Annotated in this window: 20 protein-coding genes; 12 read left to right on the top strand and 8 right to left on the bottom strand. The window is 49.7% G+C overall.

The window, feature by feature from the left end:
• Nucleotides 1-151: 151 nt before the first annotated feature.
• A complete protein-coding gene (locus K6T12_RS11055) occupies nt 152-553 on the bottom strand; it encodes a response regulator (RefSeq protein ID WP_222222422.1) in 402 nt (133 codons plus the stop codon).
• Nucleotides 554-669: 116 nt separating this feature from the next.
• Complete coding sequence (locus tag K6T12_RS11050; protein WP_222222420.1) at nt 670-1,134, bottom strand: chemotaxis protein CheX; 465 nt, start codon at nt 1,132-1,134, stop codon at nt 670-672.
• 282 nt (nt 1,135-1,416) lie between these two features.
• Between K6T12_RS11050 and K6T12_RS11045 the strand changes: the two genes are divergently transcribed.
• From K6T12_RS11045 to K6T12_RS11025, 5 genes are all read left to right on the top strand, one after another.
• Nucleotides 1,417-2,295: a LysR family transcriptional regulator gene (locus tag K6T12_RS11045; RefSeq protein ID WP_222222418.1), complete on the top strand. Its 879-nt coding sequence runs from the start codon at nt 1,417-1,419 to the stop codon at nt 2,293-2,295.
• A gap of 81 nt (nt 2,296-2,376) precedes the next feature.
• Nucleotides 2,377-2,997 carry a DsbA family oxidoreductase gene (locus K6T12_RS11040; protein WP_222222416.1) on the top strand — a complete coding sequence of 207 codons (621 nt, stop codon included), beginning with the start codon at nt 2,377-2,379 and terminating at the stop codon, nt 2,995-2,997.
• 157 nt (nt 2,998-3,154) lie between these two features.
• Nucleotides 3,155-5,320: a methyl-accepting chemotaxis protein gene (locus K6T12_RS11035; RefSeq protein WP_222222414.1), complete on the top strand. Its 2,166-nt coding sequence runs from the start codon at nt 3,155-3,157 to the stop codon at nt 5,318-5,320.
• Between the two features lie 215 nt (nt 5,321-5,535).
• Nucleotides 5,536-6,036 carry a hypothetical protein gene (locus K6T12_RS11030; protein ID WP_222222412.1) on the top strand — a complete coding sequence of 167 codons (501 nt, stop codon included), beginning with the start codon at nt 5,536-5,538 and terminating at the stop codon, nt 6,034-6,036.
• The gene (locus tag K6T12_RS11025; protein ID WP_222222410.1) at nt 6,036-7,985 is read left to right on the top strand and encodes a putative bifunctional diguanylate cyclase/phosphodiesterase; all 1,950 of its coding nucleotides are present in this window, start codon (nt 6,036-6,038) and stop codon (nt 7,983-7,985) included. The genes K6T12_RS11030 and K6T12_RS11025 overlap by 1 nt, the downstream gene beginning before the upstream one ends.
• 126 nt (nt 7,986-8,111) lie before the next feature.
• Here the strand turns inward: K6T12_RS11025 and K6T12_RS11020 are convergent, their stop codons facing one another.
• The 5 genes from K6T12_RS11020 to K6T12_RS11000 form a co-directional block, all read right to left on the bottom strand.
• A complete protein-coding gene (locus K6T12_RS11020; RefSeq protein ID WP_222222408.1) occupies nt 8,112-8,930 on the bottom strand; it encodes an EAL domain-containing protein in 819 nt (272 codons plus the stop codon).
• A gap of 217 nt (nt 8,931-9,147) precedes the next feature.
• Complete coding sequence (locus tag K6T12_RS21835; protein WP_390879082.1) at nt 9,148-9,549, bottom strand: TRAP transporter large permease subunit; 402 nt, start codon at nt 9,547-9,549, stop codon at nt 9,148-9,150.
• Nucleotides 9,550-10,055: 506 nt separating this feature from the next.
• Nucleotides 10,056-11,450: an MmgE/PrpD family protein gene (locus K6T12_RS11010; RefSeq protein ID WP_222222404.1), complete on the bottom strand. Its 1,395-nt coding sequence runs from the start codon at nt 11,448-11,450 to the stop codon at nt 10,056-10,058.
• A 28-nt stretch (nt 11,451-11,478) separates the two neighbouring features.
• The gene (locus tag K6T12_RS11005; protein WP_222222402.1) at nt 11,479-12,150 is read right to left on the bottom strand and encodes a cysteine hydrolase family protein; all 672 of its coding nucleotides are present in this window, start codon (nt 12,148-12,150) and stop codon (nt 11,479-11,481) included.
• Nucleotides 12,140-13,018, bottom strand: coding sequence for a polysaccharide deacetylase family protein (locus K6T12_RS11000; protein WP_222222400.1), 879 nt, complete (start codon nt 13,016-13,018; stop codon nt 12,140-12,142). Before K6T12_RS11000 ends, K6T12_RS11005 begins: the two co-directional genes overlap by 11 nt.
• A 266-nt stretch (nt 13,019-13,284) precedes the next feature.
• Here K6T12_RS11000 and K6T12_RS10995 point away from each other — a divergent pair, with 266 nt between their 5' ends.
• The 4 genes from K6T12_RS10995 to K6T12_RS10980 all read left to right on the top strand — a co-directional run bounded on the left by K6T12_RS10995 (nt 13,285) and on the right by K6T12_RS10980 (nt 17,929).
• Complete coding sequence (locus tag K6T12_RS10995) at nt 13,285-14,202, top strand: LysR family transcriptional regulator (protein WP_222222398.1); 918 nt, start codon at nt 13,285-13,287, stop codon at nt 14,200-14,202.
• A gap of 348 nt (nt 14,203-14,550) precedes the next feature.
• Complete coding sequence (locus tag K6T12_RS10990; RefSeq protein WP_222222396.1) at nt 14,551-16,023, top strand: methyl-accepting chemotaxis protein; 1,473 nt, start codon at nt 14,551-14,553, stop codon at nt 16,021-16,023.
• Nucleotides 16,024-16,236: 213 nt separating this feature from the next.
• Nucleotides 16,237-16,803 (top strand): cyclic nucleotide-binding domain-containing protein, encoded by a 567-nt coding sequence (locus K6T12_RS10985; protein ID WP_222222395.1) that lies wholly within the window; start codon nt 16,237-16,239, stop codon nt 16,801-16,803.
• Nucleotides 16,804-17,116: 313 nt separating this feature from the next.
• A complete protein-coding gene (locus tag K6T12_RS10980; protein WP_222222393.1) occupies nt 17,117-17,929 on the top strand; it encodes a hypothetical protein in 813 nt (270 codons plus the stop codon).
• A 25-nt stretch (nt 17,930-17,954) separates the two neighbouring features.
• Here K6T12_RS10980 and K6T12_RS10975 read toward each other — a convergent pair whose 3' ends face one another.
• Nucleotides 17,955-18,809, bottom strand: a complete 855-nt coding sequence (locus tag K6T12_RS10975) for an SEL1-like repeat protein (protein ID WP_222222391.1) — start codon at nt 18,807-18,809, stop codon at nt 17,955-17,957.
• A 165-nt stretch (nt 18,810-18,974) separates the two neighbouring features.
• On the opposite strand from K6T12_RS10975, the gene K6T12_RS10970 reads away from it, so the two are divergent.
• The 3 genes from K6T12_RS10970 to K6T12_RS10960 all read left to right on the top strand — a co-directional run bounded on the left by K6T12_RS10970 (nt 18,975) and on the right by K6T12_RS10960 (nt 21,735).
• Nucleotides 18,975-19,904, top strand: a complete 930-nt coding sequence (locus K6T12_RS10970) for an SPFH domain-containing protein (RefSeq protein WP_255611671.1) — start codon at nt 18,975-18,977, stop codon at nt 19,902-19,904.
• 55 nt (nt 19,905-19,959) lie between these two features.
• Nucleotides 19,960-20,358, top strand: a complete 399-nt coding sequence (locus K6T12_RS10965) for an NfeD family protein (RefSeq protein WP_222222389.1) — start codon at nt 19,960-19,962, stop codon at nt 20,356-20,358.
• A gap of 216 nt (nt 20,359-20,574) precedes the next feature.
• Nucleotides 20,575-21,735 carry a type III PLP-dependent enzyme gene (locus K6T12_RS10960; RefSeq protein ID WP_222222387.1) on the top strand — a complete coding sequence of 387 codons (1,161 nt, stop codon included), beginning with the start codon at nt 20,575-20,577 and terminating at the stop codon, nt 21,733-21,735.
• The last annotated feature ends 89 nt before the right edge of the window (nt 21,736-21,824 follow it).

Genomic DNA, 21,824 nt, shown 5'->3' with positions numbered 1-21,824 from the left:
AAAAATGGACAATGCCCATCAGGAACTGGAAGGCTGCCCTGAACCGCTTTATGATCGAATTTGAAGACCGCTTGGCGGACTATATTTAACCTTGGCAGTTACACAGAATTATTTACAGGGTCTATATTTATGTATAAGGGACCTTTTTTTATTATTGATGAGGATTGTTTTGCTCTATTCGTTTAAATATCTGTTTGACTTTTTCTTGTAGTGTTATTGCTGAGAATGGCTTTATAATATATCCGTTTACGCCGGCCATTGCTGCTTGAACAATCTGCTCTCGCTTTGCTTCTGCTGTAACCATCAGGATTGGGATTGTTGCTAGTCTTGAATTTGCTCGTATTTCTTTAACAAGCTCAAGCCCTGACATGTTTGGCATGTTCCAGTCAGTGACTAAAAAATCAATGTTTTTGCTCTGTAAAGTGTCCAGAGCTTCGAGTCCATCGGTCGCCTCAAAAAAATTTTTGAATTCTATGGATGTTAATGCTTTTTTTATTATTCGTCTCATTGTTGAAAAGTCATCAACTATCAGTATGTTAATGTCCTTGTTCATTAGGGCTCCGATCCCAGGTGCTAGTGATGTTTGGCTGTTTAATATGTGGTTTGGTGTTGGCTCTTAAAAATATCAAAAGTTTATGTTTGCCTTGAAGTTGTCTTTCGATATGTTGTTTAAGAGGAAAAATTTGTTTCGATGAAAAAGTTACCTGACTCTGTTGCGAACGTAACAACGATCGTGGGAGCGTTAGAAGCGTGTTCAATTTTATGAATGGGTGCGCTCACTATTACAGGTGTCGACATGTTAAATTCATAGCCTATCTCTGATAACTGTTTCTTTGCGCCACCTGTAACCATATTGGTTAATTCACCTACCATATCGATTACCGTTGAGTTTATGGTGCTTTGTTTCTCTCCAAGTATGCGCTCGGTTATTGACAATATCACAGACGTCGTAAATGAAATAGCAACCGATCCTTTTACCCGGCTCCCTGTCATTCCGATTATCCCGGTCACCTGTCCTTTCGTGCTTGTAGTGTTTTTTAAGCGTGCCTTTCCAGGCGTGCATTCCATGCCTGCCATTGTCGATAATACATTATCCATAGCTAACAAGAATGGGTTTATCAGTTCTGCTTTCATGTGTATGAGTATTTTTGGCGGGGTATTTTAATTCAATCTATATGCGGTTTTCAGGATTTTTAATGACCCTGTTGATGTATTTTATCGTCGAGTAGCTGAATTTATTGGCATAGCAGGTATGCCGGTAAGGTATTGGGTGGTGTGAAATGGTTGGCATTATATGCTGTCTAGTGGATTGTGGCTGGTGAGGTCTTCCAGCTTGGTGCGATCCTGTCTCTAGTTGATGGTGCTTTCAATCCTTGGCTAGTGGTCAGTGAATAAAGGTAAGTATTTATGAGTAGAGTGAGTATTGAACAGTGGCGAATGTTCGTCGCTGTGGTAGACGAAGGTGGCTTCGCGCAAGCTGGAGAAGCACTTTTTAAGACGCAATCTACCATTAGCCATGGTATACGGAGAATTGAAAAGAGCCTAGGAAAGGAATTATTTGAATTGCAGGGGCGTAAAGCGCTATTAACCCCATTGGGTGCCGCTCTACTACCACAGGCGAGAAAGTTGGTAAGTCAGTCGGTGGCATTGGAACAACGTGCGCTGAGTCATTCTACAGCTGTACAGCAAGAGGCCGCCATTGCCGTGGATACACTTTACCCTGAAAGCCTAAGGCACCGGGTAGTTCGACGCTGCCAGCAAAAGTTCCCCGCATTGAACCTGCGCATCTATGAAACCAGCTTATCACGCGCAGCAGAGTTGCTTGAAGAGGGAAAGGTAAACCTGGCCATAGCCAGTAAACTACCTCGAATGACTATCAGTCATTTTTGTGTGCGGATTGAGTTGGTTGCCGTTTGCAGCCCCGCCCATCAGCTGGCGATGAAGGACCGGCTTTCGATAGAAAGTCTCGCCAGCTATCGTCAACTGGTGATACTTGATTCTGGTATCCGCAACCAAACCGATTCGGGGTGGCTTGGGAGTGTGCAACGACTATCGGTCGATAGTGTTCATGCTCAAGTAAACGCATGTAGGGCTGGGCTTGGATTCGCGTGGCTACCGTATTGGGCAATTTCGGAAGATTTGAAGTGCGGAAGGTTACGTGCTCTGCCTTTGATCGATGGTCAGGTGAGGGAGGTGAGTTTGTTCGCTGGTTATCATCCGGATTTCATCGAAGATCCGATTGTTAACTGCTTACGTGATCGTCTTTGCAGGAACTCCGATGAAGAACTTAGATAGGTATCCTCGATAAATATCATTATTCTGATCGGGTGATATGCAACAAAATTGCTACCTATTTTACTACTAATAGGTATAAAAGTGTTAACAGTAGAGTTTTTCCATGATGCAGTATGTGGCTGGTGCTATCTTCAATCACCCCGTCTTCGGCAGGTGAGTGAATATTATAATATCCAGGTTATTCACCGCTCCTTTGTATTACAAAAAAATGAGCAAGAGATGATAGCACGTTTCGGATCATTACCTAATGCCAAACATGAAATTCTAAGCCATTGGGAGGTTTGTCGTGAACATGCTGAAAATCCTATTCGGTTTAATATAGAAGGCATGCGACAAGCAGCTTTCGCATACCCCAGTGGATACTTAGCGGCATTAGGTTCGAAAGCCGCTGAGTTTATGGCTGGTCAGCAAGGTCATTGGGATTTCTTTGATGCAATTCAAACGGCTCACCTCCATGAGAACCTCAATATTGGTGACCATGAGGTGGCTGTTGAGGTTGCTCGTAAAATTGGCTTGGATGAAATGGAGTTTGAGCGACTGATTGAGGGATCTGCTGTTAAAAAGGCAGTGGAGAATGATCTGGATCGAGCGCGCAGTCTATCAATCAGTACAATCCCATCTCTTTATATAGGTAATTGCTTGTTGGTATCTAAAACCTTAACCGTGGACCAGTTGGTTAGTGTTTTTAATGCATTTGAATAATTGCCTAATTTGTAATTTATTTAAGTCAAATATGTGATTTGTTTTAGATGTGTTTGGCGTGATTTATACCTGAGGTGTTGAATCGGTGGGCTTTTTCTATTTGGTTGTTGTGAATTGTATGCTTTCATAAGGGTGATTGTATTGTCGGCGATTGGTTATGCCAATTATTTTCCTAGATCGTCAATGGAAGTTTGGTATGGATTCTATTAAAAAGAAAATATGCTTGTACACCGGCATAGCCACACTATCTGCAGTTGTGTTGGTGACACTATTTAGTGTGACAGCAAATGTCGAGTTACAGCAACGCTCTCAACAAAGTACAGAAGAGTTATTGATAGCGCTATTTAATGCACAATTGAAGGCGGAACTAGAATCTGCTGCTCGCTCAGTAGAAGAAATGCTGCATGTCAATTTTACTATTGCTGAAGACTTGGCTGAAAATTTCTCTAGCCTCAAGGTGCATAGCGCCAATAATGAGCTGTTGACGTCAGAGTTACGGCTTATATTTAATAGGATTCTCGAACGATCCCTGCTACACCAGAAATCTTTGTTAGGCACCTACACCGCTTGGGAACCGAATGCTTTGGATGGTAAGGATCTGCTCTTCGCAGGCCTGGCTGAGCGGGGATATGATGCATCTGGACGCTTTATTCCGTACTGGAGCCGGGAAAAAAACGGTCAACTTTCGTTGGCCCCACTGGCTGATTACGAGAACAACAGCCGCCCGAACGGGGGAGATCGGATTGGTGAATACTATCTCTGCCCTCGTGATACAAAACAGCACTGTTTAATAAACCCCTACCCCTATGAAGTAAACGGCCAGACGGTACTGCTGACATCTATCGTATCGCCAATTGTAATCGATAAACAATTTGTCGGTATGGCCGGAGTCGATATCAGCCTGGAGCAGCTTACTAAAGTAGTGCGTGAGCTAAGCGGACGACTTTATCAAGGGCAGTCAGAAGTTATGCTGATCACCAACCAGGGGACCGTCGCGGCTCATAGTGCTGATCGAGGGTTGGGCTCGCATATTCGTCATATACTATCTGAGCCTGGTGACGAACTGCAGCTGGTTCACCGCTCCGAATTCAACTTGCGTGAATCGCCTGATGGTACTGTCTTGCACGCAATGGTTCCGATCAGGGTTGCCGACGATCTGCCAAGTTGGGCCCTGCGTGTAAGCGTACCAAGGTCTCTGGTCTTGGCGGGGATGTACTCTTTAAATGCCCAGGTTGAAGCCGATCAAGCAATTCAGACCAAAATATCGATTTTGATCGGTGCTGTGACCTTGATTGTAAGTAGCTTCGCACTGTGGATGATCGCACATCGCATAGCCAGCCCGATCCAAGCAATATCCGGTTTCATGCTGAACGTCGCCAAGGGAGATTTCACCTCTCGGCTCGTACAGGAAGCGAGAGCCAAGGATGAAATTGGCGAACTGGCGCGTGCTTGTAATCAGTTTCTGGATCAGACCCAAGCGGTCATTCAGCAGGTAACAAGTACCAGTTGGGAATTACATAAGAATGCTGAAGACTCTACCGTGATCGCAACCCAAACCCTCACCGGCGTTCAGCGTCAACAGAGTGAGGTCGACCAATTGGTTGCCGCGGCCAATGAGATGAGTGCTTCGGCACAGACCGTTGCCGATCACGCTCACCAGGCGTCAAGCGCGACACAACAAACCTCGGCAGCGGCGAGTCAAGGTCAGGAAGTACTCGAGGGTGCGCGCTTGACAATCTCGCAATTGGCAGAAGAGGTTCAACTGGCCAGTACGATAATTACGCGGCTGGAGAGTGGTAGTCAGGAAATACACTCGATCACCGATGTTATTCGCGACATAGCGGATCAAACCAATCTCCTGGCCTTGAATGCAGCTATAGAGGCTGCACGTGCGGGGGAGTATGGTCGTGGATTTGCCGTGGTAGCTGATGAAGTTAGATCACTTTCATTGCGTACGCAGTCATCCACTCAGGATATCTACGATATGATTGGCAAGTTACAAGATGATGCCAAACAGGCAGTGTCCGCAATGATGCAGGGTAATGAGAGTGCGGCCAAATGTGTCGAGTCTGCCGAGTCAGCAGCCATGGAGTTTGTATCTATTATCGATGCGGTGAACGCGTTATCCGATCTGAATACACAAGTCGCGAGCGCTGCCGAGCAGCAAAGCACAGTAGCAGAAGATATTAACCGTAGCTTGTCATCAATTTCTGCAGTGGCGGCTGAAACAGCCGAAGGTGCTAATCGAAGTAATGATAGCAGTCGCTCCCTGCAAACTACATCCAACTCACTCCGGGAGCTTGTAAGCCATTTTAGGGCCTGAGCGTCCTAGACTTGAATACAAACCACTGCAGTACCCCTGGCTAGGGGATGTTCTGCGGTGGTTTTTCCATTTCAGGGGTGGTGAACTAAAAAATAAACGGTCGTTTGGCTTCCTGTGTATATCTGAAAGAATGAGGCGTTATGGATAAATCTGCGGCATGGATATAGGTTGGTGGTAGTTTGTAAAGACCATAGGCCGTAGTACAGGAGGGGTTTGTGAAGCCAAACTGTTTGATGTTCTGTCTAATAACTATTGTATCCTGGGCTGTTGAGGCAGATACGCTCTCTCCCCCTACTGACAAACCGATATTGACTGTAAGTGGCCTCATCCAGCATACCCGTGATGGAGGTGGGGCCACTTTCGATCTGCCGGAACTTCGCAACCTGCCAAGTGATACTTTCAAGCTTCAAACGGCCTGGAGCGACCAGCCACACGTTTATCATGGTCCGCTACTCAGCGCTGTTCTTGAGGAGGCCGGTGCTCGAGGACAGCGCCTCTATATGCGTGCACTTAATGATTACACGACGGAACTAGATGTCGATTTTGTAAATAGGTACCAGCCAATTTTAGCCTGGAAAAAAGATGGACATGTGATGAAGGTTCGTGACAAGGGGCCGCTTTGGTTGTTGTTTCCACTACATAGAAATCCCGAGCTTAATACTTCAGATAATAATTTTAAAATGATTTGGCAGCTGTCGCATATTGAGGTTCGTTGATGAAATTAGGTGCCTCGCTTACTCGGCGGAATGGCTATTTGCCTATTTGGCTCACGCTGATAGTGATAGTGTTTGCCTGTAGCGCATTTTTTAGTATTTATAAAATTAATAAAGCTTATTCATTAATTGATGAGAATCAAGGGTCCAGTATCTGGTCGTTACATCAGCTGCAGAGTGAGTGGCAAAAATTTGAATATAAGCTGGCGTTATATCCATACCTCAATGTCGATTACGATAATTTGATGCTCGACTATGAGATCCTGTGGAGCCGTTTTTCTGTATTGCTTGAGGGGCGTGATGCTGAACAACTTCGTCAAAACAAGGAGACCCTGGGTGTTATTAACAGAGCTTTTATTGATTTGCGTTCGATCGAGACCGATTTGAAGAATTTAAGATCCGATCGATATTTTAACATGGACTCTGTTAAAGAAACCATTAGTTCACATCTGTCAAACATTCAAGACGTTTCGCTGTCAAATTACCACTTTAACAGAGATTTTTTTAACAGTAACAGCAAACACCTCTTGATGTTACAGCGCCAGTTGGGGTTTAGCTTGCTTGGACTGGTGTTAAGTGGTGCTGGTTTATTAGCTATGCTGCTGTTGCAAAATCGGAAAAACCTTCACCAATCTATGCATGATGGACTTACAGGTTTGCCTAATCGAACGCAGTTGCATCAGTGGCTGGATGGGTACTGTAGGCAAAATGTACCATTCGCACTTCATCTATTGGATTTGAATGGCTTTAAAGATATTAACGATACCCTGGGCCATCACAGTGGTGACCGGTTACTTAAAGAGGTAGCTAACCGGCTGCGCTGCTTGTCGAATATGGCTAATGTGAGAGTAGCCCGCCTGGGGGGGGATGAGTTTGCTGTGTTGCAGTTCTCGATTGAAGACTTTGAAGATGTACGGCTTTATTCTAATAAGCTGATAGCTACGCTAGCGACGGTCATTTATGTTGATGAAAACCCTTGCTTTATCGCTGGTAGCCTTGGGACTGCGATCTATCCTCTGCACAGTAAGAAACCACAAGAGTTGCTTAGCCATGCTGATATGGCGATGTACGAAGCTAAGAAACAGGGGCCAGAGTCCGCCTGGCGTGTGTTTGAGTACGAGATGACGGCACAATTGGCACGGCGTCATAAATTGCAGCTTGATTTACGAAAAGCGATTCAGTTAGGGGGCTTGCAGCTCGAATATCAACCAATCTTCGATATAGAAGGTAAAAGTTTGTATGGATTGGAGGCTCTATTACGTTGGTATCATCCTGAGTATGGCTCGATTTCTCCACTGGAAATCATCGAGATTGCGGAACAGTATGGCCTTGCAATGAAGCTGGGAGAGTGGGTGATCACCCAGGCGTGCCGCCAGAATAGACTGTGGCTACGGCAGGAGCTAAAGCTACAGAGAATTTCAGTTAATATCTCACCGTCCATGTATCGATCTGAGTTAGTTAAGCTTATAAAGGAGGTGTTGCACAAATACTCAATTGAGGCGCGTTATCTAACAATAGAAGTTACAGAAGACACCACAATGCATGTTCTTCAAGATTCTAAGAATATTCTTCCAAAGCTTCACGAGATAGGGGTGTCTATTGCATTGGATGATTTCGGCACCGGCTTATCGTCACTGAGCCACCTAAAGGATCTACCTGTGCAAACCTTGAAGATCGATCGCTCTTTTGTCAGTGGTATCGATAATGATGAGCACGCTGCACGGCTTGTAAAATCCATCGTGCAGCTGGGTCATAACTTGAATATGGCCGTAGTTGCTGAGGGTATAGAGAGTGTTGTCGTAAAGGAAATTTTAAAGGAAGTTAAGTGTGACTATGGGCAGGGGTACTTATACAGTAAACCATTGGTGCCAAATAAAATTGTGCCACTAATTAAGCGTTGTGGTTTAAAAACAGTTGAAGGTGACAAGGCTGAGATTTTTATATGTGAGTGATGTTTTAAATATTGCTACGGGGAATGAGATGTCCAAGCGCTTTATTTATGAGGAGGTAATTGAATAAAGGAATGTTTTATAATGTTCGCGCGGCAGGTATATAATTACATACCTGCTGAGCTAATCTTATGGCCAGATGAGATTTGGTTGAAATTTAGGTGGTCTTGCAATCGGAAGTTGCTGGCCAGCCGTGACTGGTTTTTCGGTTGGGTCGCCTAGCAAATAGCCTTGCCCATAATCAATGCCCATCAGTTGTAGTGTCCGTAATTCCTCTACTGTCTCGATCCCTTCTGCAATGATCTGGGACTGAGTTTTACGCGCCATATTCATGATAGACATCACGAAGTTGCGTTTTACCGGGTCAAGATCTACTCCGCGTATCAAATACTTGTCGATTTTTACGTAGTTCGGTTGTAAAGCGTACCAAGATTTTAGACCTGCATCTCCGACCGCCAAGTCGGAGATGGCGATTTGAACGCCGCCATCTCTGTAATGTTTGATAAAATTCACTGTTTGGCTGCACTGGTTGAGCGGATGCTTTGCTGATAGTTCGACTACGATATTATCCAGTGACAGTTTATTTTTATTTAGGTAAGTCGCCATTGTTTCAAGGGGTTGCGCAATGTCCAATATAGTGGTTGGACCTATATTTAGGAATATCTTTCCGCCACGGCTAGCTTTAGGGAAGAGTTTAATGCATAGGTCTTGAACTACCTGTTCCAGTTCATGGGTCAGCTCTAATCCTTGAGCTAACCTTAATAGCTGGTCAAGCCTTCTATACTCACTTTTCTCCGGGCCGCGAATCAGAGCTTTATGCCCGACTATGTATCCATTCTGGATGTCAATTATAGGTTGAAAAAGGGCGGTGAGAGCTTCCTCTTTCATCAAATCTACTAGGGGCCTGCGGCGTTTTGATAGTAGGTTGTGACAGTGGTTTGGTTTCATTGCTATTTTCCTTTGTGTTTGATTGTGGTTGTGGTTGCGATAGCTTCTCTTTCTACTCGTATTGAATGTTATGGTTAAGGCTATAGCTAATAATCTGCGTGCTTATCTAGTTTTGAAATCAGGCTTCGATATCTGGAAATGCTGTCATTGATGCTATGACCGGTAAGATGGCGAAAAATAACGGCAGCGCCGACGTGAGTGTTGGAGTCAGGGCTTTTTATGTCAGGGCTTGTAAGGCGATCAGATTGAATCCTACAACGGGAACTATTTTGGAAATTTCGGCAACAATAACGAAGTAGAAGGCTAACCATGTCAGGTTTATACCGGCCTTTTCTATCATCGGCATTATGATAGAAGCCGTGAGAATTACGACAGAGATTCCGTCGATAAGGCAGCCTCGGATAATAATCAAAAATGGTAGAACTGCGCCGAGTAAGTAGGACAAAAGTTGCGGTGATTCGAAGCAATTGGTCAATTTGACTGGAATCCTGGTAGGTTTCATTGCTGTTGCTAAAAGGGCGGACCCTGCGACTATGAACGCAATTATCAAGGACGTATTGGTCGCTCCCATCATTGCTTCCTGGACGTTGCTCGAAGTTAGGCATCCCCTAAAATGCAGATAGTATAGGTGCGAGTAAAACGCCTATAACTGAATCGCCTGGTGTAGAGGCCACTCCACCGTAGATTGAGCCGATAATCAGAAAGATCACCGGAAGCAGACGCCGGATTCCATGAGCTTTCTCCGAAAAGTTTGGGTTGCAGAGTTGAGCAGGCACTCTTTGGAAGTTCAACAGCATCCATACATCTAGCCACTTTCTGTTACGGCTGAGTAGTTTATGTATTACCACAGAAACACGAATGTGGGGGTGGCTTTTAAAGTGCAGCTTTATTTGTTTGTGATCAGATGGTCTATGGCTAGTCTATCAATCTGAGTTTGGTATCGGTGCGATCTGGTTGCTTTGTATGTTCAGTATTTCGATATCTGTCAGTAGAGCTTAATGGGTTGGGCTTTCAAGTTAATTATGGCTTTAAGGCTTGTGCTCTTTTATCGAGATTCTGAGTGATAAAATGAGACCAGATACTCTGGCCTCATTTGTTACCTGGTTTCTATTTTTAATGGTTACGTTAACCGAGGATATCGATTAGCGACGTGATTCTGTCGATATGCTCAAGCTCCCAAGCCATATCCAGAATAGTTTTTGCTTGGACGGTGTCGATAACCCCTTGGGCGCAATCTAGGAATTTTGCTTCGAGTTCACCGTCACTTAATGGGTTATGCGGGCTACCGCGATAGTTTTCGTTGGCCCATTTTTCGAAGACCTGGCCGCTTTTAGTCACCACCTCCACTCGGGACCTGATTCTATCGTAGCCCATCGCCTCGATATCGGCGTCGAGGCTGGTTTCAATTTTCAACTGCATGCTTTGGCTTTCGTCGGAGTTAACGAACTCATCGGTAAACTCCTGTTTGCCAGCACGACGGCGCAAGATGATGGCAGAGAGGAGGAAGGCCATGCAGAATTTGCCTTCCAGCTCGGTCTTGGCGACTCTGAAACGAATCGGGTTGAGGATGTTGGATGCGGCATGCAGTGTGACTTTCTCGATATCGGAGGCCTGCAGATCATTCTCCTCAACCAAAAATTTCAGTGCATCCATCGTTGGGTGCGTCAGTACACCGCATGGATAAGGTTTGATGCTGACACCCGGTTCCGCAATCGAGAACGGTTTGCCAAAGCGGCCTTCCACGTATTCGGGGTTGCCACCACGACCGGCGACAGAAAGGTATCCCCAGGCACCATCCAGGGCTTCTTCATTGAAGGTAAATCCGGACTGGCTCAACAGTGCGCTGGTGACGCCGTTTTCGGCTGCGCGGCCGACATGCATCGGTTTACCCATGGTGCCGAAATTAGCGCGGATACCGGAAGCCATGGATGCGGCACCGCCGATCGCGCGCGCAATACCGGTCTCGTCCAGGTTGAGCAGCTTGGCAGCAGCAACGGCGGCACCAAAGGTACCGATGGTACCGCTGGTGTGGAAGCCAAACTTGTAGTGATCAGGATTAATGGCTTCGGCAATCTTGCACTCCACCTCAAAGCCGGCGACAAATGCAGTAATGAACGCCTTGCCGTCAACATTACCCAGCATGTCGGAAACGGCCAGGGCGGCGGCGAGCGGCGGAATGGTCGGATGGGTGAGCAGACCATACTGACGGCCCGGGGATTCTGACAGTTGAGTGTCGTCCCAGTCCATGGCATGGCCGGCAATGCCGTTACAGAATGCCGCTTGGGGAGCCGAAACGCGCTGCTTACTTTCGCCAACAAAGCGCGACTGTTCGGCACCTTTAACGCTATCAATATATTTTCGAGTTACGTTGGCAATTTCCTGGTCCGAGCCCGCCAACATAACACCCAGGCCATCGATAATGCAGCGTCTCGCGATACGTAGCGCTTCGTCGGGAATATCTTCGAATTTAAGATCGGCAGCAAATTTTGATGCCTCTAGGGTAAGCATGGATGTTTTCATATCAATTCCTGCGATTGCGATTTGGTAATTACCGGGAAGAGGGGTTCCAGGCGGAAAGGAGTGACTCTTTATTGCAAACCAAGCCGAAGCGAGCGTTCACATTTTTCAACGTGGCGTTATGTAGTTCGCGGTCCCAGGATGCACAAAGATCTTCGGGAACGCAGACGTAATAGCCCAGCTCAAAAGCGTCACGAATCGTACTCTCGACACAGACATTGGTTGACACACCGACAGGGACTACCGTTTTGATACCGTTTGCGCGCAGCACCATGTCGAGATTGGTTCCTTTGAAAGCGCTGTATCTGTGCTTGCGGATCTCGACTTCGTCCTCTCTGGGCTTCAATTCGTCAATGAAGTCGGCTCCCTCAGAATCCTGCATAGCAATGCGATCATTGGCGTAGGTAGCGCGTCGACGTTGACTCAGCCAGGGCGCCGTGTCGCTAAAATGATTTTGCAGCGTTAAAAAGCCTACGTGGCAGACAAGAACCCCTTTGGAGCGTGCTTGTTCCAAGGTGTCCTGCAGGGAGGGAATCATCTGCTGAACATCGCCGAGCGGTCTGCCAGCCTGGCTGGCAGCGTAGCCGTCTATGCAAAAATCCTTTTGCATATCGATGATCAACAGTGCGCTGTGGCTTGGAGAAACCCGATCGTCGAGTGCTTTCAGAATTCGGTCTTCGACCATGTTTTTCTTAATATTCATGATTGTTGAACCAGTCAAATATCTGGGAGCCCGTCATGAAAATGCTGTCCTCGCGGGACTGCAGCAGGTCCAGCATCCGTTCAAAATACGGGAAACGATGTGCAACACCGATCAGGTGGGGGTGTAGGCCAATCCCTAAGACTTTAGGCCGACCCTGCTCGAGTTCGGATGCAAAGCAGTCCAGCGTATCCTCGAGCCGGGTGAGAATCTCAGAGGAACTGTGCTTTTCCACGGCGTAGATAACGCTGTCGTTGAGCTCAAGGTTGTATGGCATAGCTAGCAACGGCCTATGTACGGTGTCGAGCCAGCAAGGTGCATCGTCCACCGGCCAGTCGCACACATAGTCGATTCCGGCGGCGGTAAGATGATCCGGTGTGTCGTAGCTTTCCTTAAGTCCGGGGCTCAGCCAGCCGCGGACCTTTTGGCCGGTAAAGTCTTCGATGTGACGGATCGAGTTCTGAATCAGGTCTCGCTCAGCTGCCGCATCTTCTGCCTGCATGCTTTGCTGGTGAAAGCCATGCCCGATAAATTCCCAACCGGCATCTAGCACGGCTTTGGCACATGCCGGATAGGCATCGAGTACACCGGCGTTAATGCTGGCGCTGGCCGGTATGCCACGCTCCTGTAGAGCATTCAACAGCCTGGACATGCCGACGCGCATCCCGTATTCAGCCCAAGAGTAATTTGGTACGTCTGGAACCTTTTCTACTCCGTGGGGGGCGGTAAGCAGTTTGCGCGGAATCGGCCGGTCAAATCTCCAATGCTCGATATTAACGACGATATGGATAATCAGGCTTTTTCCACGGGGCGCAGGAGGTAGCTCCCGCATGTGTGATAGTTCGTAATGAAGTCTAGGGTTTGGACGCATCTTTATTCCGCTGTTATTAGGTTCTCGGTGATGGCTAATCCACCTATCGATCTTACAGCACTAGTTACGTTGCCGTGGTGAGGATTTGGTTCTACCAGCTATAATGAAACGGAATGGGGCTTTCTTATTGAGGCTGCTATATTTGTATTATTAGGCTCTTCAATCTAATAATTTTGTCTCTAGGTCCTACCAGCAAATTTTTTCTTAATATGTAAAATGTAATTTTAAAGCTCAAAAAACAAACCGGAGTATGTAGGAGACTGGTGATGGAATTCAGGCAGTTGAAGTATTTTGTTGAGCTAGCGGAAGCAGGAAGTATGTCGCGTGCGGCTGTGTTGCTTTCGATTGCGCAGCCTGCGATTAGTCGCCAACTAAGAAACTTGGAGGAAGAGCTTGGGATGGCTCTGTTCATTCGCACCGGCAGGGGGGTTGAGCTGACGGATGCTGGCAGAGTTTTTCTTGATAGAGCCCGCGCCATTATTACGGATATCGATGACCTAAGTGAAGAAATTCGCGGCCTTAAGGGTATCGTCTCCGGCAAGGTTCGTATTGGCCTACCCCCGACTGAAAGTCAGTTTCTTTCCGCACCTTTAGTACTTCGTATCAAAGAAAAATATCCGGGTGTATCTCTTCAAATAGTGGAAGCCTTCAGTGGTGATGTTAATGAATGGCTGGCCACTGGGCGTATTGATCTTGCTTTATTTTATAGGACCTCCAGAACTTCTCAGATGATCTGCGAAGAGCTGGTTGATGAGTCTCTTTACCTGGTTTCGGCTCGACAATTCGATATGCCTGAGGCCGATCTTGATTTTACTGAACTAGCCGATTTACCGCTAATCCTTCCGAGTGCCAGGCATGGCCTTAGAGTATTGGTCGAGAGAGTGGCCATGTCGGTTGATACAAAACTAGATATTCAATTTGAGGTAGACTCCTTTCTAGCGATTAAGGACCTGGTTGAGGCATCGATCGGTTTTACTATTTTGCCCTATATGTCGGTAAAAAAAGAGGTCGAGCGTGGCCAGTTGTATGTTAAGCGTATCTCGCCGTGCCAGCTAAATCGCTCATTGGTGATGAGCCTTTCCACTCAACACACACTGACTCAGGCAACGCGTGTGGTAGCGAGAGAGTCGCGTGAACTAGTGCATGAGCTGGTAAAGGCGGGCGGGTGGCTGGGTGTTATCTGACGGCTCCTTAGACTCTCAATATTAATGCTTATCAAGGCACTCTATTTTTATACAAGGTGAGGTATATATCTATGTATATGACGTCACTAATAGTCACGTTTGGTGTATTTATGGGCTTCATGCTTAACCTGGCCGTGTTTTGAAGGTGAGCAGGAGTCTCTGGCGGTATAAACCTGTGTTGATTTGATTGATAAGTCTAGCCAGGAAGGTTATGTGTTGAAATCATAATAATATGATATGTTTAAAATATTATAATAGCCAATGCTGGTTCTGGCGATTAGAGGGGGAGCGATGGGAAGTTATCAGTCTTTTACGTTACACGGGTTGCACTGTCGAGCGGATCGCACGATGTTGGCCGTTTTGCTGGTATTACTGGCGATCTCCTTTGGTCTGGGTTTCTGGTATCGAACATGGCTTGCAGCATTAGCTGTAGGCGTACCTGCTGTATTGTGTTCTGCCTGGATGGTTCACAAGTGTCCCGGTTCGTTGGCTTCGCGTTTGTGTATTACTGCCTCTTTAGTAGTTTTTCTAGGGCTCCAGGTGCATCAAGCCCATGGTTTGACAGAACTTCATTTTAGCTTTTTTATTTTGTTGGCCCTTCTTTCCTATTATCGAGACTGGAGGCCTATTGTTGTTGGTGCTCTTTTGATCGCAATCCATCATCTCGGAGGCAATTATATCCAAAGCAAAGGGATTGAGTTCTATGTGTTTCCTAGTCCGAGCTATCAAATGGTCTTTGTACACGCTGCACTCGTTATTGTTCAGACTGCTGTGCTTACATATCTTTCGTTAGGGGCTAATAGAGATGCCATTCAGGCTGAGGAGATCGGTTACATAGCAAGCAATCTGATGCAAAATAAAAGATCTGTTGATATTGATAAACTGAATGGCTCACTTAAGAGTCCTTTTGGGCAAGCTTTTGGTCAGCTTGTTTCTTCAATGATCACTGTTATTGATCGAGTTGAGAGCGTCTCCCAGAATTTACATGAGGCCGCGAGTAATTTAAGGAGTAATAGCAGCCGATCCGCAGAGGGTATCCATCAACAACGTGTGGATATTGACCAGATGTCTGCAGCAGCGATAGAAATGGCCGCCTCCAGTCAAGAGGTTTCCAATAGTGCGGTTACTGCTGCCAAGGAAACTATTCAAGCAAGTCACGAGACAGAGCAGGGGCGGCTGGTCATAAAAAAGGGTATAGAAGCTGTTTCTGATGTCGCAAGTGATATGGAGAATATAACGAATCTAATTGGCGAGGTGGAGGTATCCGCCGAGAAAATAGGTACCATTATGGATGTAATAAATGGTATAGCCGAGAAAACTAATCTTTTGGCGCTTAATGCCGCTATTGAGGCCGCACGCGCAGGGGAGTCAGGCAGGGGGTTTTCGGTGGTTGCTGATGAAGTTCGCTCTCTTGCTATTCAGACACAATTATCCCTTAATGAAATCAGCGCAATGGTCGATCAGTTGCAGGCTAGTAGTGAGAAAGTTTCTGTAGAAGCCAAGAAAAGCTATGCTAGATCAAAAGAAGGCGTGACACATTCCAATAATGCAGATGAAGCGTTGTTTAATATTACCAGAGCGATCTCCGCCATCAGCGATATGAATGCTCAGGTTGCGACGGCAACCCAGCAACAAAATAAGGTGTCGGAAAGTATCAGCAAGAATGTTCTGTCAATCAGCGACATCGCCAAAGGTGGTAGTGAGCGAGTGGAACAGTTGGTAAGGCAATCTGATCATATAGCTAGTTTGGCAAATAGCTTAAATGTGGCGGTTAAAGATTTTCAACTTGACAAAATGGCATTCAAGACAGAGGAGTTGTAGCGTTATTCAACGCTTTTGCTTTCGTTTAGCTTCTATCTACTTGGTGTGGCTTGGCCGAAGGATGATATTGGATGGCAGAGCAATGTTACATAAACGTAGACTTCTCCGTTGGGAGGGTTACCCAAGAACTCTCTAATGTTATCTTTCTTCAGGCCCAGGCCCAGGCCCAGGCCCAGGCCCGACTCTCAAGCTCTACACTGTCAGCAAACCTGCATGATAAGCGGTACTTTCACGACTTCTGCGCCATACTTGGATAGTGTTCAAACCTTCACTAGTCTGCAACAGGCTTTTAAGGGGGCAGCAATGCGGGAAGTAGATGGTGGTAAATTATTAAACGAGTTTGGAATAGACTACTTTAAGGGGGGCTCTACCTTCGGCGCTTTGTCTGAGCAAGCAATCATACGGCTATTGGAAAAGGGACGGATTTACGAATTAAGAAACGAAGAGGCTTTATTTGATATTGGTAGTCGCGGAGACTCCTTTTTTGTTGTGCTCAAAGGTACTTTGTCGTTCTGCAAGCAGCGAGCCGAACATTGGGTAAGTTTGCATGATTACAGCTTCGGTGAGCAAATAGGCTTTGTAACCATGATTGCGCTATTGAGTCGTAACGGTAAAGCAGTTGCGACCAGTGATAGTTATGTGCTGGAAATATCTAATGAACTTTTTTATAGCTTACACTGTGAAATGCCACTGGATTTTGGTCTTTTGTTGATGAACCTGTCCCGAGAAATGGCAAGAATCATTGTTGATATGGGAAATGATCTTGTGGATACGGATTAATTAAATTTTCTGTGAAGCTTGCATTGTAGCGATGGTGGTTTTTTAGATACATATGTTTAGTGAAAAAAACGGCGGCCCGGCCAGCTGCAGCTGGATTTCAGCAAACGGCAGGGCGCGGTAAGCGCGGTCGAAGTCAGCGGCAGTGCCCGGCTGGTGGGTGAGGGGGCATTCTATCTGGATCAGCTGACCGGCTGAGCCGCTTCACTGCTCGATTGGCAAGATATTGCTAATCCGCAGGCAAGATCCTTCCAACTGCCCGCCGCCTGCCGGATAGACTTGAACAGGTATAGGGTTGCGTTGGAAGGAGCTTAAAATGATCAAGCCCGTATCAACTCCATTCAGGCCGTGCCTGCTGTTGCTGGCCGGTGCACTGTTGCTGACGCCGGCGGTTGTCGGCTCGCTAGCCGCTATCGACCTTGGCGCGGCAGCCCATGCCAAAGGGGGCGAGGGCGGTAATGGCGGTGGTAACGGCGGCGGCAATGGCGGCGGTAATGGCGGCGGTAATGGCGGTGACAACGGTGGAGGCCGTGGCGGAGAGCATGGCGGCGGTCACGGTAATGGCCGTGGCGCCGACAAAGGGGCGCGAGGCGATGGTTTCGGCCACGCGGGGGCTGCCGGAGGCAAGGCCAACGGTCGGCACGGCCGGGCGTCGGCCGATGCGCATGAGCATCATCATGGGCATCACAAGGACCGATCCGCCAAGCTGCACGGCAGCCTGAATGCGGCCCATGCGTCGGCCAATGCCCGCGCTCATGCCGCGCCACACTCGCGGGTCGGCTTGATCGCCACCTACGAGAAGGCGGTGCTGGCGACCAGCCTGTCGGATGATGATGCCGAGCGCATCGCCGAGTTGCTGGCCCAGTTGGAGGACCCGGCGCTGAACAAGCCTGACCAGCACGCCATTCGGGCGGAGCTGTCGGAGATCGTCGGTCGCCAGCCGCCGGGCGAGGATGCACTCGACCAGAGCGATATCGATACCCTGGCGGAGGTGGCGATCAGTTCGCTGCAGGCGGCCAATAACGACGATCAGGTGGCCGATGACCGGATGACGCAGGCGGTCAACGAGCTGCTGGGCATCGACAGTGACAACGCCGTGGCTGAGCGGGTACAGCAGCTGAACGACTGAGCGGCAGTTTTGCAATTCTACTGCCTTAATCGCCCAGCCGTCGGCGCAGGCTGACGAGCAACGCGTCGGAGAGTCGGCCATCTGACGGCAGTCCCTGCTCGGCGGCCTGGTACGCGAGGATTGCCTGGCGGGTTTGCGGACCGCTCAGGCCATCGACCGGTCCGGCCGGGTAACCGAGCCTGTTCAGGCTGAACTGAACGAAGCGTAGCCGGGCACGTCGGCCCGCGCGCTGAGGGGGAAGCGGTCGCCAGGCTGAGGCGCGGGCGTTGATGTCAGCACGCGTCTGCTGATCCAATTGTGCGTTGATCCGCTGCAGCAGCGGCGTGGCTTCCTTTGCGCCTCTACGTTCGGCCAAGTGCAGCCAGAAGACGCTGTCATCCGAATCCTGCATAACCCCCATACCACGGGCATGTGCCACGCCAAGCGAGTACTGGGCCGGCGCATGGCCCTGCAAGGCCGCCTGGGTATACCAGCGCAGTGCCCAGGCGGTTTCCACCGCAGTCCCCCGTCCGTTCAGATACATATCGCCCAGTGCTTGCAGGGCTCGCGGGCTGCCCTGATGGGCGGCGCGCAGCCACCATGTGCGAGCAAGGTCCAGATCGGCAGGACCGATGAGACCGGAGGCATGGAGTTCGCCCAGCAGATATTGCGCATCCTGGTGGCCGGCTTCCGCCGCCCGGGTCAGTGCCGGCAGGGCCTTGGCATACTCCCCTTTATTGATGTAGCGCAGACCTAGCCGGTAGTGAATGTTGTCACTATTGACGTGCTCGGCCGGCCGCCCGCTGGTCTCCGGGGCGGGTTTGGTCAGCCACTGCTGATAGTTGTAGCAGCCTGTCAGGGCCAAGCTGATCGAAAGGATCAGTCCGCTTAAAGTCCGCATTTCCACCTCCCGCTGACCACTGCTGACAACTATAGACAATCAGGCGGTGGATACTGTTTGGCAGCAGACGGGAGTCATACGGTAAGCCGATGGCTGTGCTACTGTCAGATACGTGGCCATCAAAGGGTGGCAAAGTCGTTCACGAGTTGCGTAAAGGAGTACTGCATGTCGATTATGGGCTTCGATATTACCGTGTTGCTGGTGCTGCTGCTGGCAGTGGTGCTGGTGTTTCTGTCGGTCAAAATGGTGCCGCAGGGCTATGGCTGGACCGTCGAACGGTTCGGCCGCTATACGCGTACGCTATCGCCGGGATTGCATATGGTGATTCCGTTTGTCGAGATGATCGGCAATCGCCAGAACATGATGGAACAGGTGCTGGATGTGCCGCCGCAGGAGGTGATCAGTTCGGACAACGCGCAGGTGACCACCGATGCGGTCTGCTTCTACCAGGTGCTGAACGCCGCCCAGGCCAGCTACGAGGTGGCCAACCTGCACCGGGCGATGCAGAACCTGGTGATGACCAATATCCGTGCGGTGCTCGGCTCCATGGAGCTGGACCAGATGCTGTCCAACCGCGACGCAATCAACCATCAGTTGCTGACCAAGGTCGACGAGGCCACCAACCCCTGGGGTGTCAAGGTGACCCGGGTGGAGATCCGCGATATCTCGCCGCCGCAGGACCTGGTCGATGCGATGGCCAACCAGATGAAAGCCGAACGTAACAAGCGCGCCGCGATCCTTAACGCCGAAGGTGAACGCCAGGCGGCAATCGCGGTGGCCGAGGGTGACAAGCAGGCGGCCATCCTGCGGGCAGAAGGCGACAAGGAAGCGGCGTTCCGCGAGGCGGAGGCACGCGAACGTGCCGCCGAGGCGGAAGCGCGTGCCACCCGGATGGTGTCCGAAGCGATCGCTCAGGGCGATCCGCAGGCGATCAACTACTTCGTCGCGCAGCGTTACACAGACGCGTTGCAGCAGATCGCCTCGGCCGACAACAGCCGGTTGATCATGATGCCGCTGGAAGCCGGCAACCTGATCGGGTCGGTGGCCGGCATCAGCGAGCTGATCAAAGCGGCGCAAACCGGGAAGCCCAGCTGATGGAGTGGTGGGCTGAACTGGCCATTGGCACTGGCTGATCCTCGGCATCCTGCTGTTGATCCTGGAACTGGTCGGTGCCGCCGGTTTTCTGCTGGGTCTGGCGGTGGCGGCATTGCTGACCGCGTTGGCCACCGGCATGGAATGGATCAGCGACTGGCACCACCAGGTACTAGTGTTTGCCGTGGCCGGGGTGCTGTTTACGCTGGCCTACTGGTCGCTGTTTCGCCGTTTCAACCAGCAGAGCGACGTGCCGCTGCTGAACGCCCGCGCCCGCAGCATGATCGGCCGCCGGGTGGCGCTGGAGCAGGATCTGAGCGGCGGTCAGGGGCAGGTGCAGATCGGCGATACCTTCTGGCGGATTCGGGCCGATCAGTCATTGCAAGCCGGGACTCTGGTCGAGGTGGTCGACACCGATGGCATGACGCTGTTGGTGCGGGTCTGCGAATCTTCCTGAAAGCCGCGCGGTAGCTGTCTGTGCAAAACATGAAGCGTGCCGATTTCGACACGCTTTTTTGTTTTTGAGACATGAATAAAAATCCTGTTGTGCGCCTATTGCGTGGCGTTGCAGTTCTTCTATACTTCGCGCGGTTGCCCGGGGCATGACGGCAGGTTGCCGGATGCTACAGCAGATTATTCACCCTCTTGTAAAATTCAGTAGGCACCACGATTGATGCAACTTCCCGAACATATCAGTTCAGCTCAATGGCAGCGTTTCAAAGCTGCCGCAGATAAACTTCAGCCGCCGTTCCTGCTCACAGATCTGGGAATCATCCGTGAGAAGTATCTGGAATTGCAGCAGGGGTTTGACTACGCGTCGATCTTCTATGCCGTCAAGGCAAACCCGGATGATGCGGTGATCGAACTGCTGGCCGGGCTGGGCTCCAACTTCGATATCGCCTCGACCTATGAACTGGACAAGGTGTTGAAATTTGGTGTCGAGCCGCATCGCATCAGCTATGGCAACACCATCAAGAAGCGCAGTGATATCGCCTACTTCCATAAGCATGGCATCGACCTGTTCGCCACCGATTCGGAAGCGGACCTGCGCAATATCGCCGAGTTCGCGCCGGGTGCACGGATCTATATCCGCATCCTGACCGAAGGCTCCGAGGGCGCCGACTGGCCGCTGTCGCGTAAGTTCGGCTGCAACCCGGAGATGGCGATCGAGCTGGCGGCGCTGGCCAAGGAACTGGGTCTGGAACCCTACGGCATCTCCTTCCACGTCGGCTCGCAGCAGCGCGATATCGATGTCTGGGATGGCGCCATCGCCAAGGTGAAGGTGGTGTTCGAGCGGCTGCTGGCCGAGCACGATATCCAGCTGAAGATGATCAACATGGGCGGCGGCTTCCCGGCCAACTACATCCAGAAGACCAACGAATTCCACACCTACTGCGAAGCGATCACCCGCTTCCTGCAGGAGGATTTCGCTGAGGAAGATGTGCCGCGCATCATCCTGGAGCCGGGCCGTTCGCTGGTCGGCGATGCCGGTGTGATCGTCTCCGAGGTGGTGCTGGTGTCGCGCAAGTCCAGCACTGCGCTGGAACGCTGGGTGTACACCGATGTCGGCAAGTTCAGCGGCCTGATCGAAACCCTGGACGAGGCGATCAAGTACCCGGTCTACGCCGAACGCGACGGCGAAGAGGAGGAAGTGATCCTGGCCGGGCCGACCTGCGACAGCATGGACATCATGTACGAGAACCATAAGTACACGCTGCCGCTGTCGCTGGATATCGGCGACCGGCTGTACTGGTTCTCCACCGGCGCCTACACCACCAGCTACAGCTCGGTGGAATTCAACGGCTTCCCGCCGCTGAAGCAGTACATCGTCTAATTGAACTGCATGGTCGGGCCGCCCAAACCGGGCGGCCTGCGTGAAAAGTCGGTTAAGTCATTGCTGAGACACCGATTTTTATTTGCAGC

The organism is Marinobacterium arenosum, assembly GCF_019795155.1.
GTDB classification, from domain to species: Bacteria; Pseudomonadota; Gammaproteobacteria; order Pseudomonadales; family Balneatricaceae; genus Marinobacterium_C; species Marinobacterium_C arenosum.
Note: the sequence above shows the minus strand (reverse complement) of the source record. Positions and strands in the feature narration are given on the sequence as shown.

What these genes read in the sequence shown, in the direction of transcription:
- K6T12_RS11050 (WP_222222420.1), bottom strand. Translation starts at nt 1,134, where the DNA reads ATGAAAGCAGAACTGATAAACCCATTCTTGTTAGCTATGGATAATGTA.
- K6T12_RS10970 (WP_255611671.1), top strand. Translation starts at nt 18,975, where the DNA reads ATGTCGATTATGGGCTTCGATATTACCGTGTTGCTGGTGCTGCTGCTG.
- K6T12_RS11020 (WP_222222408.1), bottom strand. Translation starts at nt 8,930, where the DNA reads ATGAAACCAAACCACTGTCACAACCTACTATCAAAACGCCGCAGGCCC.
- K6T12_RS10985 (WP_222222395.1), top strand. Translation starts at nt 16,237, where the DNA reads ATGATAAGCGGTACTTTCACGACTTCTGCGCCATACTTGGATAGTGTT.
- K6T12_RS10995 (WP_222222398.1), top strand. Translation starts at nt 13,285, where the DNA reads ATGGAATTCAGGCAGTTGAAGTATTTTGTTGAGCTAGCGGAAGCAGGA.
- K6T12_RS10980 (WP_222222393.1), top strand. Translation starts at nt 17,117, where the DNA reads ATGATCAAGCCCGTATCAACTCCATTCAGGCCGTGCCTGCTGTTGCTG.
- K6T12_RS11000 (WP_222222400.1), bottom strand. Translation starts at nt 13,018, where the DNA reads ATGCGTCCAAACCCTAGACTTCATTACGAACTATCACACATGCGGGAG.
- K6T12_RS10990 (WP_222222396.1), top strand. Translation starts at nt 14,551, where the DNA reads ATGTTGGCCGTTTTGCTGGTATTACTGGCGATCTCCTTTGGTCTGGGT.
- K6T12_RS11055 (WP_222222422.1), bottom strand. Translation starts at nt 553, where the DNA reads ATGAACAAGGACATTAACATACTGATAGTTGATGACTTTTCAACAATG.
- K6T12_RS11025 (WP_222222410.1), top strand. Translation starts at nt 6,036, where the DNA reads ATGAAATTAGGTGCCTCGCTTACTCGGCGGAATGGCTATTTGCCTATT.
- K6T12_RS10975 (WP_222222391.1), bottom strand. Translation starts at nt 18,809, where the DNA reads ATGCGGACTTTAAGCGGACTGATCCTTTCGATCAGCTTGGCCCTGACA.
- K6T12_RS11010 (WP_222222404.1), bottom strand. Translation starts at nt 11,450, where the DNA reads ATGAAAACATCCATGCTTACCCTAGAGGCATCAAAATTTGCTGCCGAT.
- K6T12_RS10960 (WP_222222387.1), top strand. Translation starts at nt 20,575, where the DNA reads ATGCAACTTCCCGAACATATCAGTTCAGCTCAATGGCAGCGTTTCAAA.
- K6T12_RS11005 (WP_222222402.1), bottom strand. Translation starts at nt 12,150, where the DNA reads ATGAATATTAAGAAAAACATGGTCGAAGACCGAATTCTGAAAGCACTC.
- K6T12_RS11035 (WP_222222414.1), top strand. Translation starts at nt 3,155, where the DNA reads ATGCCAATTATTTTCCTAGATCGTCAATGGAAGTTTGGTATGGATTCT.